Source organism: Lysinibacillus sp. FSL R5-0849, assembly GCF_038595075.1.
Taxonomy (GTDB): domain Bacteria; phylum Bacillota; class Bacilli; order Bacillales_A; family Planococcaceae; genus Lysinibacillus; species Lysinibacillus fusiformis.
Window position 1 is genome coordinate 976,759 of sequence record NZ_CP152004.1, and the last position, 18,027, is coordinate 994,785.

Sequence of the window (18,027 nt, forward strand, 5' to 3'; positions counted from 1 at the left end):
CATGACGAAAGTACTTCAAAATGTGCAAATGTTAAATGAACAAGGTGAGCTGCAAACAGTCAATATCGCCATGGCAGAAGGAATAATTACAGCAATTGGCCAAGATGTAACGGTAGTAGGTGCGGAGGTTATTGAGGGTAAAGGCTTTATTGTAGCGCCAGGCTTTGTCGATGTGCATACACATTTACGAGAGCCAGGCTTTGAACATAAAGAAACAATCGCAACAGGGTCTGCCTCAGCAGCAAAAGGTGGCTTTACGACAATTTGCGCCATGCCAAATACAAAGCCGGTACCAGATTCAGTGGCAAACATGCAGCTTATTAATGGGCTGATTAAAGAAAGTGCTGTTATTCGAGTACTCCCATACGGTTCGCTAACAAAGGATATTTCTGGGGAAGTTCGAACAAATGTGGAGGAGTTAAAGGCGAATGGAGCTGTAGCGTTCTCCGATGATGGCGTAGGAATTCAGCTTGCTTCAACCATGTACGAGCAAATGAAGGATGCTGCCCAGCACGATATGGTAGTTGTAGCGCATTGCGAGGACAATTCATTAATTTATGATGGGGTTATGCATGAAGGAAAGCGTAATAAGGAGCTTGATCTTCCAGGGATTCCTTCAATTTGCGAATCCGTTCAAATTGCACGAGATGTACTGCTTGCTGAGGCTGCAGGTGCACGCTACCATGTTTGTCACGTATCAACAAAAGAATCTGTTCGTGCGGTAAGAGATGCAAAGGCAGCCGGAATTCGTGTAACAGCTGAGGTTTGTCCGCATCATTTATTACTTGAAGAAATGGATATTCCATCTGATGATGCGAACTGGAAAATGAATCCACCATTGCGTGGGGCTGATGACAAAGATTCGCTACATGCCGCACTACTTGATGGGACTATCGATTGTATCGCGACAGATCATGCGCCACATACAGTGGAAGAAAAATGCTGTGGTATGGTGGGCGCACCATTTGGCATTGTAGGTTTCGAAACAGCCTTTCCACTACTCTATACACAATTTGTTGAAACAGGAAAATGGACTTTAAAACAATTAATCGACTGGATGTCCGTGAAAGCAGCTGAAATTTTTGATCTACCATATGGCACATTAGCAGTTGGTGCTTCAGCGGATATGATTTTAATAGATATTCAAAAAGAACAAACAATTGATGCGGAAGGCTTTGTATCAAAAGGACGTAATACACCATTTAACGGTTGGGTTGCAAAAGGTTGGCCGGTACTAACCATTTTTGAAGGAAATATCGTATATCAGGAGGCAGAGTAATGAAAAAACGTTTACTAGTTTTAGAGGATGGCACAGTATTTACAGGTACAGCATTTGGGAGTGATCGTGCTTCACAGGGTGAGGTTGTATTTACGACAGGTATGACAGGGTATCAAGAAACAATTTCAGACCCTTCATTCTACGGTCAAATTGTTACATTGACGTATCCAATGGTAGGAAACTACGGCATTAACCGAGATGATTTTGAGTCCATCACGCCAGCTATACGTGGATTTGTGGTACGCGAACTAGCTAAAACGCCTTCTAACTTCCGTTGCGATTTAACATTAGATGACTATTTAACATCGAAAGATATTCCTGGTATTGAGGGAATTGATACGCGTAAATTAACACGTATTATTCGTAGTAAAGGATCAGTAAAGGCGATTTTGACAGCAGCCGATGAAGAAGTAAATGTGAGTGAGGTTATCGCGCAATTGCAAACGACACCAGCTATAACACACCATGTACGTGAAGTATCGCCAAAAGCTGCCTATCCATCACCTGGACGAGGTAAACGAGTGGTCTTAATTGACTACGGCATGAAACACGGCATTCTTCGTGAATTAAATAAACGTGATTGTGATGTACTAGTCGTTCCTTACAATACGTCAGCTGAAGAAATTTTAGCTTGGCATCCAGATGGCATCATGCTATCAAACGGACCAGGAAATCCAGAAGATGTCCAAGAAGGTATCGAAACAGTACGTAACTTAATCGGAAAAGTGCCAATGTTCGGTATTTGCTTAGGTCATCAAATCTTTTCGTTAGCGAGTGGAGCGAAAGCCTTTAAACTACCATTTGGACACCGTGGTGGCAATCATCCAGTAAAAGATTTACGCACAGGTCGTACAGATTTAACATCTCAAAATCACGGCTACGCTATCGATATCGAATCATTACAAGATACTGATTTAGAATTAACGCATATCGCCTTAAATGACGGTACATGTGAGGGTGTACGTCATAAAAAATATCCAATTTTCACAGTACAATACCACCCAGAAGCATCACCAGGACCAGAAGATTCAAACCACTTATTTGATGAATTTATCGAAATGATGGAAGTAGAAGCAGGGAAGGGGAAACAACATGCCTAAACGTACAGATATTGAAACAATTTTAGTAATCGGCTCAGGCCCTATCGTCATCGGACAAGCAGCAGAATTTGACTACGCAGGAACACAAGCTTGTTTGTCATTAAAAGAAGAGGGCTACCGTGTTATCTTAATCAACTCAAACCCTGCCACAATTATGACTGATACAGAAATTGCGGATAAAGTTTATATCGAACCGATTTCTCTTGATTTTGTCTCTCGCATTTTACGTAAAGAACGCCCAGATGCTATTTTGCCAACGCTTGGTGGTCAAACTGGTCTGAATATGGCGATTGAATTAGATCAATCAGGCATCTTAGATGAGCTTGGTATAGAAATTCTTGGAACAAAACTAGATGCTATTCATAAAGCAGAGGACCGAGATTTATTCCGTAACTTAATGTACGAATTGGGTGCTCCAGTACCTGAGTCTGATATTATCCATTCCTTAGACGAAGCGAAAAAGTTTGTAGTCAAAATTGGTTACCCTGTTATTGTTCGTCCAGCCTTTACGCTAGGTGGTACAGGAGGCGGTATTTGCTACAATGATCAGGATTTAGAGGAAATCGTAACATCAGGCCTTAAATATTCACCCGTAACACAATGCTTACTAGAAAAATCAATTGCAGGCTATAAAGAGATCGAATATGAAGTAATGCGCGATGCAGTCGATAATGCCATTGTGGTATGTAATATGGAAAATGTTGACCCAGTAGGAATTCACACAGGTGATTCGATTGTAGTAGCACCGACTCAAACACTATCAGATCGTGAAAATCAAATGCTACGTAATATTTCATTAGATATTATCCGAGCGTTAAAAATCGAAGGTGGCTGTAACGTACAGTTAGCACTAGATCCATATAGCTTCAACTACTATGTAATTGAAGTAAATCCACGTGTATCACGTTCTTCTGCTTTAGCCTCTAAAGCAACAGGCTATCCAATTGCCAAGCTAGCAGCAAAAATTGCAGTTGGTTTAACATTAGATGAAATTAAAAACCCTGTAACAGGATCAACATATGCTTGCTTTGAGCCTGCTCTAGACTATATTGTCGCTAAAATCCCACGCTGGCCATTCGATAAATTCGAATCAGCTAAGCGTAATCTTGGCACGCAAATGAAGGCTACTGGTGAAGTGATGGCGCTAGGCCGTACATTCGAGGAAGCGATGTTAAAAGCGGTTCGTTCACTTGAAACAGGTCAAGTTCACTTAGAGCTAAAGCATCCTGAAGACAACTCTGATTCTTGGATCGAAAAACGTATCCGCAAGGCTGGGGATGAGCGTTTATTCTTCATCGGGGAAGCATTACGCCGTGGTGTGACAATTGAACAAATCCATGAATGGTCAGCCATTGACTTATTCTTCTTAAATAAATTTAAAAACATTGTAGATATGGAACAAACACTAGTTGACCATAAAGATGATCAAGAAGTGCTACGTACGGCAAAACGCTTAGGCTTTGCCGATAAGAAAATTGCTGAGCTTTGGAACACGACAGAAGAAGCAATCTACGCATATCGTAAAGAGCATGGAATTATTCCTGTCTATAAAATGGTTGATACATGTGCAGCAGAGTTTGAATCTGAAACACCTTACTTCTACGGCACATACGAGGAAGAAAACGAATCGATTAAGTCAGAAAAACCGTCTGTAGTAGTACTAGGTTCAGGACCGATTCGCATCGGGCAAGGGGTAGAATTCGACTATGCTACTGTCCATTCAGTATGGGCCATTCAAGAGGCAGGCTATGAAGCAATCATTATTAACTCAAATCCAGAAACAGTGTCTACGGACTTCTCAATTTCTGATAAATTATACTTCGAGCCATTAACAATCGAGGATGTTATGCATATTATCGACTTAGAACAGCCAATCGGAGTTGTTGTTCAATTCGGTGGTCAAACAGCGATTAATCTTGCTGATAAGTTAGCTGCAAATGGTGTGAAAATCTTAGGAACTTCTCTAGAGGATATCGACCGTGCAGAAAACCGCGATAAATTCGAACAAGCTTTACGAGACTTAGATATTCCACAGCCACAGGGTGAAACAGCGGTTTCTACAGTGGAAGCACTTGCCATTGGTGAGCGTCTAGGCTTCCCAGTACTTGTTCGTCCTTCCTATGTGCTAGGTGGACGCGCGATGGAAATTGTTTACAATCAAGAAGAGTTAAAGCACTACATGGAGAACGCAGTGGAAGCATCTCCAGATCATCCGGTTTTAGTGGACCGTTATCTAACAGGTCAGGAAATTGAAGTAGATGCTATCTGTGATGGAGAAAATGTATTAATCCCAGGTATTATGGAACATATTGAGCGCGCAGGGGTACACTCTGGTGACTCTATATCAGTTTACCCCCCACAGAAATTAACACAGCATCAAAAGGATACATTAGTAGACTATACAACACGTCTTGCAAAAGGTCTTGGAATCGTTGGCTTAATGAACATTCAATATGTAATTTCCCAAGGTGAGGTATTTGTCATCGAGGTGAATCCACGTTCATCACGTACAGTACCATTCTTAAGTAAAATTACAAATATCCCTATGGCTAATATTGCAACGAAAGCTATTCTAGGGAAATCAATTGTCGAGCAGGGCTATCCAACAGGGTTAGCGCCTGAACAAAAAGGTGTATTTGTGAAAGTTCCGGTGTTCTCATTTGCCAAATTACGCCGTGTAGATATAACATTAGGCCCTGAAATGAAATCTACTGGGGAAGTAATGGGCAAAGATGCAACTTTAGAAAAAGCACTTTATAAAGGTTTAGTTGCAGCTGGAATGGAAATTCGCACAGAAGGAACAGTATTGTTTACAGTATCTGATAAGGATAAAGAAGAAGCAATCGCATTAGCGAAACGTTTCTCAACAGTAGGCTATCGCATTGTAGCGACTGAAGGAACAGCAAAAGCATTTGAAGAAGCTGGAGTGCGCACAGATGTCGTTGGCAAGATTGGTGCGAAGGGACAAACACTGATCGATCTGATCCAAAATGGTGAAGCTCAGCTTGTTGTTAATACATTAACAAAAGGTAAGCAACCAGCTCGAGATGGTTTCCGAATCCGTCGTGAGTCTGTAGAAAATGGCGTACCTTGTCTCACATCATTAGATACAGCAGAAGCAATGGTACGTGTCATCGAATCTATGACATTTACAGCAGAGGAAATGCCAAAAGCGGAGGTAGTACACTAATATGATACGTCAAGAGAAAATGACGGTCGTCTCTCAAAAGCAAATTGCGACAAACATTTTCGAACTGACACTTCATGGTCAACTGGTTCAGGATATGACTCCTGGCCAGTTTGTCCATGTAAAGGTGTCGGATTCATTGGAGCCGCTTTTACGTCGACCGATTAGTATTGCAAATATAGATAAAGACAACAATGAATTTACAATGATCTACCGTGCTGAGGGTCGTGGTACCAAAGTGTTAGCGACAAATCGTGAAGGTCAACAGGTCAACGTCCTTGGTCCAATTGGCAATGGTTTCCCAGTAGACGCAGTAAAAGAGGGAGGAACAGCCCTGCTAGTTGGTGGAGGAATCGGAGTGCCTCCACTACACGAGCTTTCCAAGCAATTAAACGCACGTGGTGTTAAAACAATACATGTGCTCGGCTTTCAAACGGAAGATGTATGCTTCTACGAGGAAGAATTCAGTGCCCTTGGAGAAACGCACTATGTAACGGTTGACGGCTCTAAAGGGACAAAAGGCTTTGTGACAAATGTGTTAGAGTCCCGAGCACCTGAATTCGATATCTTTTATTCTTGTGGTCCTCTACCAATGTTAAAAGCGCTTGAAGGCTTCTATCCAGAAAAAGAAGGATTTTTATCATTTGAAGAGCGTATGGGCTGCGGTATTGGTGCTTGTTTTGCATGTGTCTGCAAAACAACCGATCAAGTAGCAAAAGATTATGTCAAAGTATGCTCTGATGGTCCAGTTTTCCCGAAAGGTACGGTGGCATTATGAGTCGTTTAAACATTCAATTACCAGGTTTAGATTTAAAAAACCCTATTATGCCAGCTTCCGGCTGCTTTGGCTTTGGACGTGAATATGCACAGCTTTACGATCTATCTAAGCTAGGGGCAATCATGATTAAAGCAACAACAGTTGAAACTCGTGCAGGTAATCCAACGCCGCGTGTAGCTGAAACAGCAGCAGGGATGTTAAATGCAATTGGCCTACAAAATCCAGGCATTGAAAAAGTGATGAATGAGGAATTAAAATTTTTAGAGGGCTACGATGTGCCAATCATTGCCAATGTGGCCGGAACGGAGACTGAGGATTATGTAGAAGTAGCAAGACGTATTTCGGCAGCACCTAATGTCCAAGCTCTAGAGCTGAATATTTCTTGTCCAAATGTTAAGTGTGGTGGCATTCAATTTGGGACTGACCCTACCACAGCGCGAGAGCTTGTTAAAGCGGTTAAAGCTGTATCCACTGTTCCTGTTTATGTGAAGCTATCACCGAATGTAACGAATATCGTAGACATTGCTTTGGCTGTGGAAGCGGGTGGCGCAGATGGTATAACAATGATTAACACATTAGTAGGTATGCGTTTAGATGAGCGGACAGGGAAACCAGTCATCGCGAATGGCACAGGTGGCCTATCGGGCCCTGCTGTAAAGCCCGTAGCCATCCGAATGGTTTATGAAGTATACAAGGCTGTCAATATTCCGATTATTGGCATGGGAGGTGTGACAGAAGCACAGGATGTCATTGATTTTATGTCCGCAGGTGCTTCGGCTGTAGCAGTAGGCACAGCAAATTTTGTAGACCACTTCGTTTGCCCAAATATTATTGATGAATTACCAGCAAAACTTGACGCACTTGGAGTAGAACATATAACAGATATTATTGGAAGGAGCCATCGTTAATGAATACTAAACCTATACTAGCATTAGATTTTCCAGGAGAAAAAGAAGTATTCGATTTCTTAAAGCACTTCCATGAGCCTCTTTTCGTGAAAATTGGTATGGAAATATATATGCAAGAAGGACCTGATATTGTTCGCAAAGTAAAAGAATTAGGTCATGATATTTTTCTTGATTTAAAACTGCATGATATCCCGAATACAGTAGGCTCTGCTATGAAGGGCTTAGCAAAACTAGGAGTAAATTTAGTGAATGTCCATGCGGCAGGTGGTCGTCCAATGATGGAGGCTGCCCTAGAAGGTCTAGAAGCCGGAACATCTGCTGGCAAGGAACGTCCAGCATTAATTGCCGTAACACAATTAACTTCCACAACAGAGGAGCAAATGCAGGCAGAGCAAAGAATTACTTTATCCTTACAGGAGTCTGTTCTACATTATGCACGTCTCACAAAACAAGCTGGCTTACAAGGTGTCGTTTGTTCAGTACACGAGGCGAAGGCAATAGCTGAAGTGTGTGGTGATGATTTTCTTCGTGTAACACCTGGGATTCGTTTAGCAGGTGGCGCTGCACACGATCAAAAACGTATTGCCACACCGGATGGGGCAAAGCGTGATGGTTCTTCACTCATTGTTGTTGGACGTGCTGTAACAGGTGCACAGGATCCAGTAGCGGCATATAAAATCGTAAGTGAATTATGGGAGGCATAAATAATGACATTACAAAATGAAATTGCACACGCTATGCTAAAGGTGGGTGCTGTAGAATTAAATCCAACTGAATTATTTACATGGGCATCTGGTATTAAATCACCTATATACTGTGATACACGTTTAACAATCTCGGACCCTATTATTCGTAAACAACTTGCAAATGGCTTAGCAGCTGTAATTAAAGAAAATTTTGGTGCGACGGAAATAGTAGCAGGTACAGCAACAGCAGGTATTCCACATGCAGCATGGGTAAGTGATATTTTAGAATTACCAATGGTTTATGTACGCTCTAAAGCGAAAGAACATGGCCGTGGCAATCAAATTGAAGGAAAATACGCAGCGGGTCAAAAAGTAGTTGTAGTAGAGGATATCGTCTCAACAGGTGGTTCTTCGATCACGGCAGTTGAAGCATTACGTGCAGCAGGTTGTGAAGTACTAGGAGTTGTTTGTGTCTACACATATAATCTCCCACGAGCTGAACAAGCATTTGATGAAGCAGGCATCCAATATGTCTCATTAACTAACTTCGATTATCTGATTGAAGCAGCAAATGAATCAGGTGCGATTAAAGAAGATGATATTCCATTCTTAAAAGAGTGGCATGCAAAATTAAAGGCAGGAGAGCTATAATGAAAAGCTGTTCTATAGGTTATTTGACCTGTAGAACAGCTTTTTTCTTCCTATTTAAATAGGGAGAGGGTATTTAAAATTGAATACTAAAACCATTAAAACGATGTATACCTGTCCCAAAATGTACTAGATTATTCTCTCGAAGTGTAATAACTGCCTTTTTTACCTCTAATAAGATAGAAGGGTCAAGACCTAATGTATGATGTGAACCAAAAATTTTAGTAAGAGAAGGTAAGTTAGCTATCTTCTCTAAAGATTGGACTAAATCCTCAGGGCTAGTAGTTGGAAAGAATGCATAAATAGGAGCTTGATCATATAGTAAGTCCCCTGTAAACAAATAACCATATTTATGGTCCAAAAGCGCAATATGGCCAGGAGAGTGCCCTGGCGTGTGGAGAATAGATAATTTTCGGTTCCCTATATTTATAACATCTCCATCTTCTAATACACCTGAAGGCTGTCCCTGAAAAGGCTTGTAGTGCGATGGATTAAACGTTTTGGGTGTGGGTAACGTAATATTACGGCCAACATCCGTTCTAATCTGTTCGATAGATAATTTAGGGATACCATGGATTAGCCAATCAACTTCCTCTTTATGAACATAAATATCATGAAACGCCCCATGACTACCAATATGATCCCAATGGACATGTGTTGTAATCACAGTAATGGGGAGAGATGTTAATTGTTTACTAATCCTTTGAATATTATCGATCCCAAGACCTGTATCAATGAGAACAGCGCGTTTTTCCCCAATTAATAAAAAAGAATGTACTTTTTCCCAATGACCATATTCACTTATAGCATACGTTTCATTATTGATTTCTTCTACTGTAAACCATTCATCATTAATTTTTGCCATCACAGACAACCTTTCCATATGCTGAAATTAAAAAATAATATAATAAAACTTTGTCATTGGAAATTTTAACATAAAAACATGTAATTTCCTTTAAAAATATTCTAAATAGTATTTTTATATTGAATATTATATAAAAATTCGTCAATTCGGAATAATTAAGAAGTATGGTAGATAGCCAAAAATTAAAAGCTTTAAATTGTTTTCTCAAAGTAATTTGAAATATTAGCACTTCAACGCCCGAAATTATTCATTGAAAGTAAAAATGTGTGAAATATAACTTTACCCTAAAAGTTAACTTTTAATTTTTTGCTATGAATTACTTGTTTCTTTAAGATTAATAGCATTTTATTTGTGAATATAAATTTATGACATGATTATTTTTGTTATATTAAAATAATTTTTATTTGTGAAAATTGTAACTTTGTAAAGAAGAAGTAAAATATTTCTTACAACCAAAATATAAAAAAACTATTTTTAAAAGGGAGATGTATGGTGGAAATTTATATGCCGGATTGAAAAAATTTGAAAAAGGGACTTGCGTTTATACATGTTTTCTAGCTAAAATAATAGCACGGTTTAATTTTCAGATAATTCTATCAGTGGATGACAAGTGGAAGGCAAAAAAATTATTAAAATCACGCTTGCCAAGATAAAAAGGAGAGGAGAAGAGAGAAAAACTATATATAATTCTGATATAAAGTACCGTTTGTATTTTCAGAATATTGAATTATAGAGGAGAGATTGTTTGAATACAGCAAAAGAATTACTAACAATAACAAATTTGACTACAAGTTTTCGCATAAAAGATACATACCACGCTGCTGTAGATGATGTCTCACTTTCGCTTCAAAAAAATGAGGTATTAGCAATAGTTGGAGAATCCGGTTGTGGTAAAAGTACGTTAGCGACTACAATTGTAGGCTTGCACAACGAAGTAAATACAAAGGTTACTGGTGATATTTTTTATAATAATCAAAATCTAGCTAAATTGAATGACCAACAATTTAATAACTTACGTGGTAATGATATAGGATTTATTTTTCAGGACCCACTTTCAGCACTTAACCCTTTAATGAGAATTAGCGAACAAATTGAAGAGGGGTTAATCTATCATACAAAGCTTTCAAAACAACAGCGAAGTGAAAGAGTATTAGAATTACTAAATCAAGTTGGGATTGCAAACCCAGAACGTGTAGCTAGACAATTTCCTCATCAGCTATCGGGGGGGATGCGTCAGCGTGTCATGATTGCAATCGCCTTATCATGTAAGCCTGCTATTTTAATTGCTGACGAACCAACAACAGCTTTAGATGTTACAATACAGGCCCAAATTCTGGACCTGTTAAAAGCATTACAGACTGAGACTGAGACAGGCATTATTCTCATTACGCATGATTTAGGTGTTGTAGCAGAGATGGCTGACCGAGTTGTAGTTATGTACGCAGGTGAAGTCGTAGAAGAGGCGCCCGTTCAGGAGTTATTCAATAATCCAAGGCACCCTTACACTCGTTCACTATTAAATTCAATTCCACAAACACATAGCGAAAATGAAAGACTCGAGGTTATTCAAGGAATGGTACCATCCTTAATTAATTTACCTCGAGAAGGTTGTCGTTTTTCAGGACGTATTCCGTGGATTGATACATCTTCACACGAAGCAAAACCACAATTACATGAAATTGCACCAGGACATTTTGTGAGATGTACCTGCTGGAAACACTTTCATTTTGAAGGTGAAGAAGGGGGCGGGACTGTATGAGCTTTATGCAAATTAAAGATTTAAGTGTTCACTATCCAATACGTGGTGGATTTTTTAATACCGTTGTTGATCGAGTATATGCAGTGGATGGCGTAACAATGGAGTTCGAAAAGGGCAAGACATATGGGTTAGTCGGAGAATCAGGATCAGGTAAATCAACAACAGGAAAAGCGATCATTGGCTTAGAAAAAATCACCTCAGGTCAAATTTTTTATGAGGGTGAAAATGTGACAAATCAGCAGAGAAAAAGGGATTCTGCTTATAACAGAGACATTCAAATGATTTTCCAAGACTCTCATTCCAGTATGAACCCTAGAAAACGCGTTCTCGATATACTAGCCGAGCCTATTCGTAATTTTATGAAGCTTAGTGACCAAGAGGAACGCAAGCGCATTAAAGAGTTGCTTGCTATTGTTGGGATGTCAGAAGATGTTTTACTAAAGTATCCCCATGAATTTTCAGGTGGTCAAAAGCAACGCCTGGGCATTGCGCGAGCGGTTGCTTGTAACCCTAAAATGATTATTGCGGATGAACCTGTTTCAGCGCTTGATTTATCTGTACAGGCACAAGTGTTGAATTTTATGAAAGATATTCAAAATGAGTATGGTCTAACGTACTTATTCATTTCCCATGATTTAGGCGTTGTTAAACATATGTGCGATCACATTTCTATTATGTATAAAGGACGCTTTGTGGAAACTGGCACAAGACATGATATTTATAAAAATCCGCAGCATATATACACGAACCGACTTTTATCAGCCATTCCAAATATCGAACCAGAGACTAGGAATGAACGTAAATTAGTTCGACAACAAGTAGAAGGAAATTATCAACAAGAGCAACATAAATATTATGATGAGCATGGAAAAGTCTATCCACTGAAATCCATTTCAGACACACATATGGTTGCAATGTCAGGAGGAATGTGAAATGTGGAAAACAATAGCTAGAAGAGTAATTTTAATGATTCCTCAAATGTTTGTCTTAAGCTTAATTATTTTTATTTTAGCAAAACAAATGCCAGGTGATCCTTTTACAGGGTTAATTACACCAGAAACAGATCCTGCACGTATAGAAGAACTTAGAATTCAAGCGGGTTATTATGATCCATGGTATGTACAATATTATCATTGGGTGATCAATGCCTTTCAGGGTGATTTTGGACAAAGCTATACATATAAACTTGCAGTGTCCTCATTGATTGGCGAGCGTGCATTAAACACATTTTGGCTTGCCCTACTTAGTACCATCCTTGTTTATTTAATAGCTATCCCATTAGGAATGATAGCAGGACGTAAGCAGGATACTTTGTATGATAAGTCGATTACTCTGTATAGCTTTATAAGCTATGCAATACCAACCTTTGTATTGGGCTTAATTTTCTTATATATTTTTGGCTATCGTTTAATGTGGTTTCCGACGAGTGGAACAGTCGATGTAGGTGTAGAGCCTGGAACGCTCGAGTATTATTGGAATCGCTTGTATCATTTAATACTACCTGCAATGACGTATGCCATTTTAGCGACAACGACGATTATTCAATACTTACGTTCAGAGATTATTGATGCCAAAACACAGGATTATGTTAAGACAGCTCGTAGTAAAGGCGTACCGATGAAAAAAATCTATAGAAGACATATTTTCCGTAACTCTTTATTACCAATTGCGGCCTTCCTTGGCTTTACAATTACAGGTTTATTAGGCGGCTCGATTTTCATAGAGACAATTTTTGGCTTCCCGGGCATGGGTCAATTATTCATCCATTCCGTAACAAGTCGCGATTATAGTGTTATTACAGCTCTTGTTATGCTTTATGGCTTCTTAGCGTTATTAGGTAGTCTATTGTCAGATATCATTATGAGCATTGTTGATCCACGTATCCGCATAGACTAACAGTTACATTGAACGCATAAGGAGAGGTGAATAAAATGGAGCAAAAAAATGATGTAGTGAAAGTTGAAAGTATGCCACCAACAGGAATTCAAGTCGTGATCCGTGAATTCAGAAAAGATAAATTAGCGTTATTGTCATTTATTGGAATAACATTGCTTATAATTGTAATATTGATTATGTCCGCCTTTATGAATCAGGATGAAATATTACGGATTAAATTATTAGAGCGTTTTACAGAGCCTGGTGTTAATGGATATATCCTTGGGGCTGATGAGGCTGGTCGTGATATGTATGGACAGCTAATTATCGGTGCGAAAAATTCTATATTAATTGCAGTTGCTATTACCCTTATTGCGAATGCCTTAGGGATCGCCCTTGGCATTATAATGGGCTATTATGGCGGCTTTATCGATAATTTATTTATGCGTATCATTGATTTCCTTATGACCTTACCGACATTAATGATTATCATTGTGTTAGTTACAATTATTCCGAAATATGGTGTTTTTGAGTTGATTTTGATTTTAAGTGCCTTTCAATGGATAGGGACTGCACGTCTCGTCAGAAGTAAAGCTTTATCTGAAGGGCGTAGAGATTATGTTAGTGCCTCGAAAACAATGGGGACTAGTGATTTTGCCATTATGTTTAAAGGGATACTACCAAATTTAAGTTCGTTGCTAATAGTAGAATTAACGTTAAACTTTGCAGGAAATGTGGGCATTGAAACGGGTCTATCATTCTTAGGCTTTGGTTTACCGCCATCTACACCTAGCTTAGGGACGCTAGTAAGCTATGCAACAAACCCGATAGTATTATCTTCAAAATGGTGGATTTGGTTGCCCGCATCATTATTAATTCTAGTTTTGATGCTTGGTATAAATTATGTCGGTCAAGCGTTAAGACGTGCAGCTGACGCAAAACAACGATTAGGATAAAGGGGAGGATTTACACATGAAGAAGAATTGGTTATTTTTGTCCATTCTATTTGCATTCATGCTAGTTTTAGCAGCCTGCAGTGGTGGAGGCAATGGGTCTGAAAAAGGCACGGAAACTGATAACACAGAAAAATCAGGTGAAACAGAAAAAGCAGGCGAATCAGAAGAAACGAAAGATTCATTATTACCAATGGAGGTAACAAATGAAGGAGACGCAATCCAAGGTGGTACATTACGCGTAGGACTTGTAACAAGCTCTCCATTCCAAGGTATTTTTAACTGGGAGCTATATGAGGATGCTTATGATTCAGAAATTTTAGCATTTGCTTCAAATGTGCTTTTTGAACAAGATGGGAACTTCCTTGTTACAGACAAAGGTATTGCAAAATTAGACGTTGATGCTGATGCAAAAACAGCAACTGTTACAATTCAAGGTGATTATAAATGGTCAGATGGTACACCTTTAACAGCTGATGATCTAATTTTCCCATATGAGCTAATTGGTCATCCAGATTATACAGGTGTTCGTTATGATGATGATTTTAAAAACATTGTAGGTGCAGAAGAATACCATAGTGGTAAAGCAGATACAATTTATGGTATTACAAAAGTTGATGACAAGAGTATTAAAATCCAACTTAAAAAAGTGTCACCAGCTATTTACTCCATTGGTGACGGTTTATGGGCGTATGCAGAACCTAAACATCAATTAGAATCTATTCCAGTGAAAGACTTACTTGCATCAGATGCAGTGCGTAAAAATCCAGTAACACTTGGTGCATTTAAAATTGATAAAGTCGTAAATGGTGAATCTGTACAGTTTGTAGCAAACGAACATTATTTTAAAGGTAAACCGAAAGTTGATAAAGTAGTACTTGAGGTTGTTCCACCAACTTCAATTGGTGAAGCACTAAGAACAGGGAAATATGATCTTGCAACATCATATCCAACTAATCAGTACGATAGTATTAAGGATCTACAAAACTTAGCGTTATTAGGTCGACCAGAATTATCATATTCTTATATCGGCTTTAAATTAGGAAAATATGATACAACAAATAAAGTAAACGTATTTGATGAAAAATCAAAAATGAATAGTATTGAATTACGTCAGGCTGTTGCGTTTGCAATGGATGTTGAAGGTGTTGCAGAAAAATTCTATCAAGGCTTACGTGAGCGTGGAAATTCTTTAATCCCACCAGTATTTACATCATTCTACGATGCAACATTAGAAGGCTATAATTATGATCCTGAAAAAGCCAAAGAATTATTAGATAAAGCTGGCTTTAAAGATGTTGACGGTGATGGAATTCGTGAAGATAAAGATGGGAAGAAATTCTCTATTCGCTTAGCCTCAATGGCTGGTTCAGAAACAGATGAAGCAATTGTTGAATATTTCCGTCAAAACTGGAAAGAAGTAGGATTAGACGTACAATTAACTACTGGTCGTCTTATCGAGTTCAACGCATTCTATGATAAAGTTCAAGCAGATGATCCTGAAATCGATATGTATCAAGCTGCATGGGGAACTGGAACAAATCCATCTCCAAAAGGATTATATGGTGAAGGTGCTGAATTTAACTTTAGCCGTTATGTATCTCCTGAATTAACAAAATTATTAGACGCCATTGACTCAGAAGAGGCTATGGATCAAGATACACGTACAAAAGCATTTAGAGCATGGCAAGAATATATGAGCGAAAAAGCAATGGTAGTGCCGACTTTCTTCCGTACAGAAGTTATACCTGTTAATAAACGCGTGAAAAACTATAATGTGGAATATGGAAATTCTACAGAACTGCAAGATATTGAATTAACAGCAGATGCTCCAATAAAATAATTGGTATCGAAGAAGCAGTCTTTCTTGATAGAAGAAAGGCTGTTTTTTTCAAAAAAAGAAGTGTATCTGGCTTAAAATAAGTTAAAAGGGGAAAAGGCATTAATATCCCAATTAAAAATCCATCCATTGGAAATCACCAATGGATGGATATACAGTTAGTTTTATCGATTATTAACCCAAGTTTTAACTAAATCAGCAGTGCCATATACATAGTGTTGGTCGCCTACTTCATGATACGATGCAGTTTCGTCAACTTCAGTATGCTTGTACGGAATACGTTGACGACGTTTCTCTGACATTGGGTCAGGAAGTGGGATTGCTGATAATAAAGATTTTGTATACGGGTGAACAGGATGATTGTAAATATCATCTGCTTTACCTATTTCCATGATTTTACCGCGGTACATAACAGCAATACGGTCACTGATGTATTTTACCATCGAAAGGTCATGGGCAATGAAAAGATATGTTAAGCCACGTTCTTTTTGAAGTTGTTTTAGTAAGTTAACAACCTGAGCCTGGATCGATACGTCAAGCGCAGAAATTGGCTCATCGGCAATGATAAATTTAGGATCTAAGCTTAGCGCACGTGCAATCCCAATACGTTGGCGTTGACCACCAGAGAATTCATGTGCGTAACGATTCGCGTGCTCTTTGTTTAAACCAACAGCTTCAAGTAGCTCTTGAATTTTTGCACGACGTTCATTTTTCTCCTTGTAAAGGCCATGGATATCAAAGGCTTCACCAATGATTTCACCAGCTGTCATACGAGGATTTAAAGAAGCGTAAGGATCTTGGAAAATCATTTGCATTTGGCGGTTAAAATTCTTTAACTCATTTTTAGATTTTTTTCCATGAACATTTTCCCCATCGAAAATAATCTCGCCACCTGTAATATCATATAAACGAATGATTGAACGACCCGTTGTTGACTTTCCGCAACCTGATTCGCCTACAAGACCAAGTGTTTCACCTTCATAAACATCGAAGCTAATACCATCTACGGCTTTGATTGGATTACTTGGTGATCCAAAATGCTGCTTTAAGTTTTTAATTTCAAGAATTTTTTTAGCACCAATTTTAGTCATTTTCTTGTGCCTCCTTTGCTAAATACCCTTCAATACGTTTAGCAACTGCTTCAGGAAGAGGAATCTTTGGTGCATCAGGATGCAATAACCACGTTTTTGCAAAATGCGTTTCACTCACTTGGAACATTGGTGGTTCTTGTTCATAATCAATGGCCATTGCGAACTCGTTACGTGCTGCAAATGCATCCCCTTTAGGTGGGTTCGTAAGATCTGGTGGTGAACCAGGAATCGTGCGCAATAACTCATCTGTATCATTATCTAGATCAGGCATAGAACCTAGTAGACCCCATGTGTATGGGTGCTTTGGATTATAGAAAATATCATTAACAGTACCATACTCCACGATTTGTCCAGCGTACATTACGGCTACACGATCTGCAATGTTCGCCACAACACCTAAATCGTGTGTAATGAAAATGATAGATGTTTTCGAGTTCTTTTGAATTTCCTTCATTAGCTCTAAAATTTGTGCTTGAATGGTAACATCTAGAGCTGTTGTTGGCTCATCGGCAATCAATAGCTTAGGATCAGCCGCCAGGGCGATCGCAATAACCACACGTTGACGCATACCACCTGAAAACTCATGTGGATATTGATTATAGCGTTTCTCAGGGAAGGGGATACCTACCTGTGTTAAAAGCTCGATGGCACGGTTTTTTGCATCTACTTTAGAAACTTTTCTATGTTGCAAAATTACTTCAGTTATTTGACGTCCGACCTTCATAGTTGGATTCAAACTTGTCATTGGATCTTGGAAAATCATCGCAATTTCATTTCCGCGTACTTTAGACATTTCTTTATCAGTTAACGGAACTAAATCACGGCCATTAAATAAAATTTGTCCTGACTCATAAATACCAGGTGGCTGCGGAATTAGTTTCATTAATGCATTACTCGTAACACTCTTACCCGAACCTGATTCACCAACTATAGCTAGTGTTTCACCTTCCTTTAAATCAAAGTTAACACCACGTACAGCATGAACAAGCCCAGCATAAGTTTTAAAGTTAATTTTTAAATCTTTTACTTCAAGAATTGTTTTACTCATTTCGGCCACC

Annotated in this window: 15 protein-coding genes; 12 read left to right on the top strand and 3 right to left on the bottom strand. The window is 38.9% G+C overall.

The features are described from left to right. Position 1 precedes the first annotated feature (1 nt). The 7 genes from MKY80_RS04550 to pyrE are packed head-to-tail and all read left to right on the top strand — an operon-like array spanning position 2 to position 8,589. Positions 2–1,279: a dihydroorotase gene (locus tag MKY80_RS04550; protein ID WP_342532218.1), complete on the top strand. Its 1,278-nt coding sequence runs from the start codon at positions 2–4 to the stop codon at positions 1,277–1,279. Continuing rightward, positions 1,279–2,379 carry a carbamoyl phosphate synthase small subunit gene (locus tag MKY80_RS04555; RefSeq protein ID WP_008173828.1) on the top strand — a complete coding sequence of 367 codons (1,101 nt, stop codon included), beginning with the start codon at positions 1,279–1,281 and terminating at the stop codon, positions 2,377–2,379. The genes MKY80_RS04550 and MKY80_RS04555 overlap by 1 nt, the downstream gene beginning before the upstream one ends. After that, on the top strand, positions 2,372–5,569 hold the full coding sequence (gene carB / locus MKY80_RS04560) for a carbamoyl-phosphate synthase large subunit (protein ID WP_008173826.1): 3,198 nt from the start codon (positions 2,372–2,374) through the stop codon (positions 5,567–5,569). Before MKY80_RS04555 ends, carB begins: the two co-directional genes overlap by 8 nt. Before the next feature lies 1 nt (position 5,570). Continuing rightward, on the top strand, positions 5,571–6,344 hold the full coding sequence (locus tag MKY80_RS04565; RefSeq protein WP_008173824.1) for a dihydroorotate dehydrogenase electron transfer subunit: 774 nt from the start codon (positions 5,571–5,573) through the stop codon (positions 6,342–6,344). Then, on the top strand, positions 6,341–7,252 hold the full coding sequence (locus MKY80_RS04570; protein WP_096363706.1) for a dihydroorotate dehydrogenase: 912 nt from the start codon (positions 6,341–6,343) through the stop codon (positions 7,250–7,252). Before MKY80_RS04565 ends, MKY80_RS04570 begins: the two co-directional genes overlap by 4 nt. Next, entirely contained in the window at positions 7,252–7,956 is a 705-nt protein-coding gene (pyrF, locus tag MKY80_RS04575) for an orotidine-5'-phosphate decarboxylase (RefSeq protein ID WP_239354253.1), read from the top strand. The genes MKY80_RS04570 and pyrF overlap by 1 nt, the downstream gene beginning before the upstream one ends. Before the next feature lie 3 nt (positions 7,957–7,959). Beyond that, on the top strand, positions 7,960–8,589 hold the full coding sequence (gene pyrE, locus MKY80_RS04580; protein ID WP_008173819.1) for an orotate phosphoribosyltransferase: 630 nt from the start codon (positions 7,960–7,962) through the stop codon (positions 8,587–8,589). 73 nt (positions 8,590–8,662) lie between these two features. Here the strand turns inward: pyrE and MKY80_RS04585 are convergent, their stop codons facing one another. Continuing rightward, positions 8,663–9,451: an MBL fold metallo-hydrolase gene (locus MKY80_RS04585; protein WP_090001919.1), complete on the bottom strand. Its 789-nt coding sequence runs from the start codon at positions 9,449–9,451 to the stop codon at positions 8,663–8,665. Positions 9,452–10,196: 745 nt separating this feature from the next. On the opposite strand from MKY80_RS04585, the gene MKY80_RS04590 reads away from it, so the two are divergent. Genes MKY80_RS04590 through MKY80_RS04610 form a run of 5 tightly spaced genes read left to right on the top strand, consistent with a single transcriptional unit; the run spans position 10,197 to position 15,881 of the window. Further along, positions 10,197–11,210, top strand: coding sequence for an ABC transporter ATP-binding protein (locus MKY80_RS04590; protein ID WP_036226357.1), 1,014 nt, complete (start codon positions 10,197–10,199; stop codon positions 11,208–11,210). Beyond that, the gene (locus tag MKY80_RS04595; protein WP_008173813.1) at positions 11,207–12,142 is read left to right on the top strand and encodes an ATP-binding cassette domain-containing protein; all 936 of its coding nucleotides are present in this window, start codon (positions 11,207–11,209) and stop codon (positions 12,140–12,142) included. The genes MKY80_RS04590 and MKY80_RS04595 overlap by 4 nt, the downstream gene beginning before the upstream one ends. Before the next feature lies 1 nt (position 12,143). Further along, a complete protein-coding gene (opp4B, locus tag MKY80_RS04600; RefSeq protein WP_008173810.1) occupies positions 12,144–13,106 on the top strand; it encodes an oligopeptide ABC transporter permease in 963 nt (320 codons plus the stop codon). Between the two features lie 35 nt (positions 13,107–13,141). Further along, entirely contained in the window at positions 13,142–14,041 is a 900-nt protein-coding gene (locus tag MKY80_RS04605) for an ABC transporter permease (RefSeq protein WP_008173808.1), read from the top strand. 16 nt (positions 14,042–14,057) lie between these two features. After that, on the top strand, positions 14,058–15,881 hold the full coding sequence (locus tag MKY80_RS04610) for an oligopeptide ABC transporter substrate-binding protein (protein WP_342532229.1): 1,824 nt from the start codon (positions 14,058–14,060) through the stop codon (positions 15,879–15,881). A 161-nt stretch (positions 15,882–16,042) separates the two neighbouring features. Here MKY80_RS04610 and MKY80_RS04615 read toward each other — a convergent pair whose 3' ends face one another. Beyond that, positions 16,043–16,969: an ATP-binding cassette domain-containing protein gene (locus tag MKY80_RS04615; protein WP_342532230.1), complete on the bottom strand. Its 927-nt coding sequence runs from the start codon at positions 16,967–16,969 to the stop codon at positions 16,043–16,045. Beyond that, the gene (locus tag MKY80_RS04620; RefSeq protein WP_090001915.1) at positions 16,962–18,017 is read right to left on the bottom strand and encodes an ABC transporter ATP-binding protein; all 1,056 of its coding nucleotides are present in this window, start codon (positions 18,015–18,017) and stop codon (positions 16,962–16,964) included. The genes MKY80_RS04615 and MKY80_RS04620 overlap by 8 nt, the downstream gene beginning before the upstream one ends. Between the last annotated feature and the right edge of the window lie 10 nt (positions 18,018–18,027).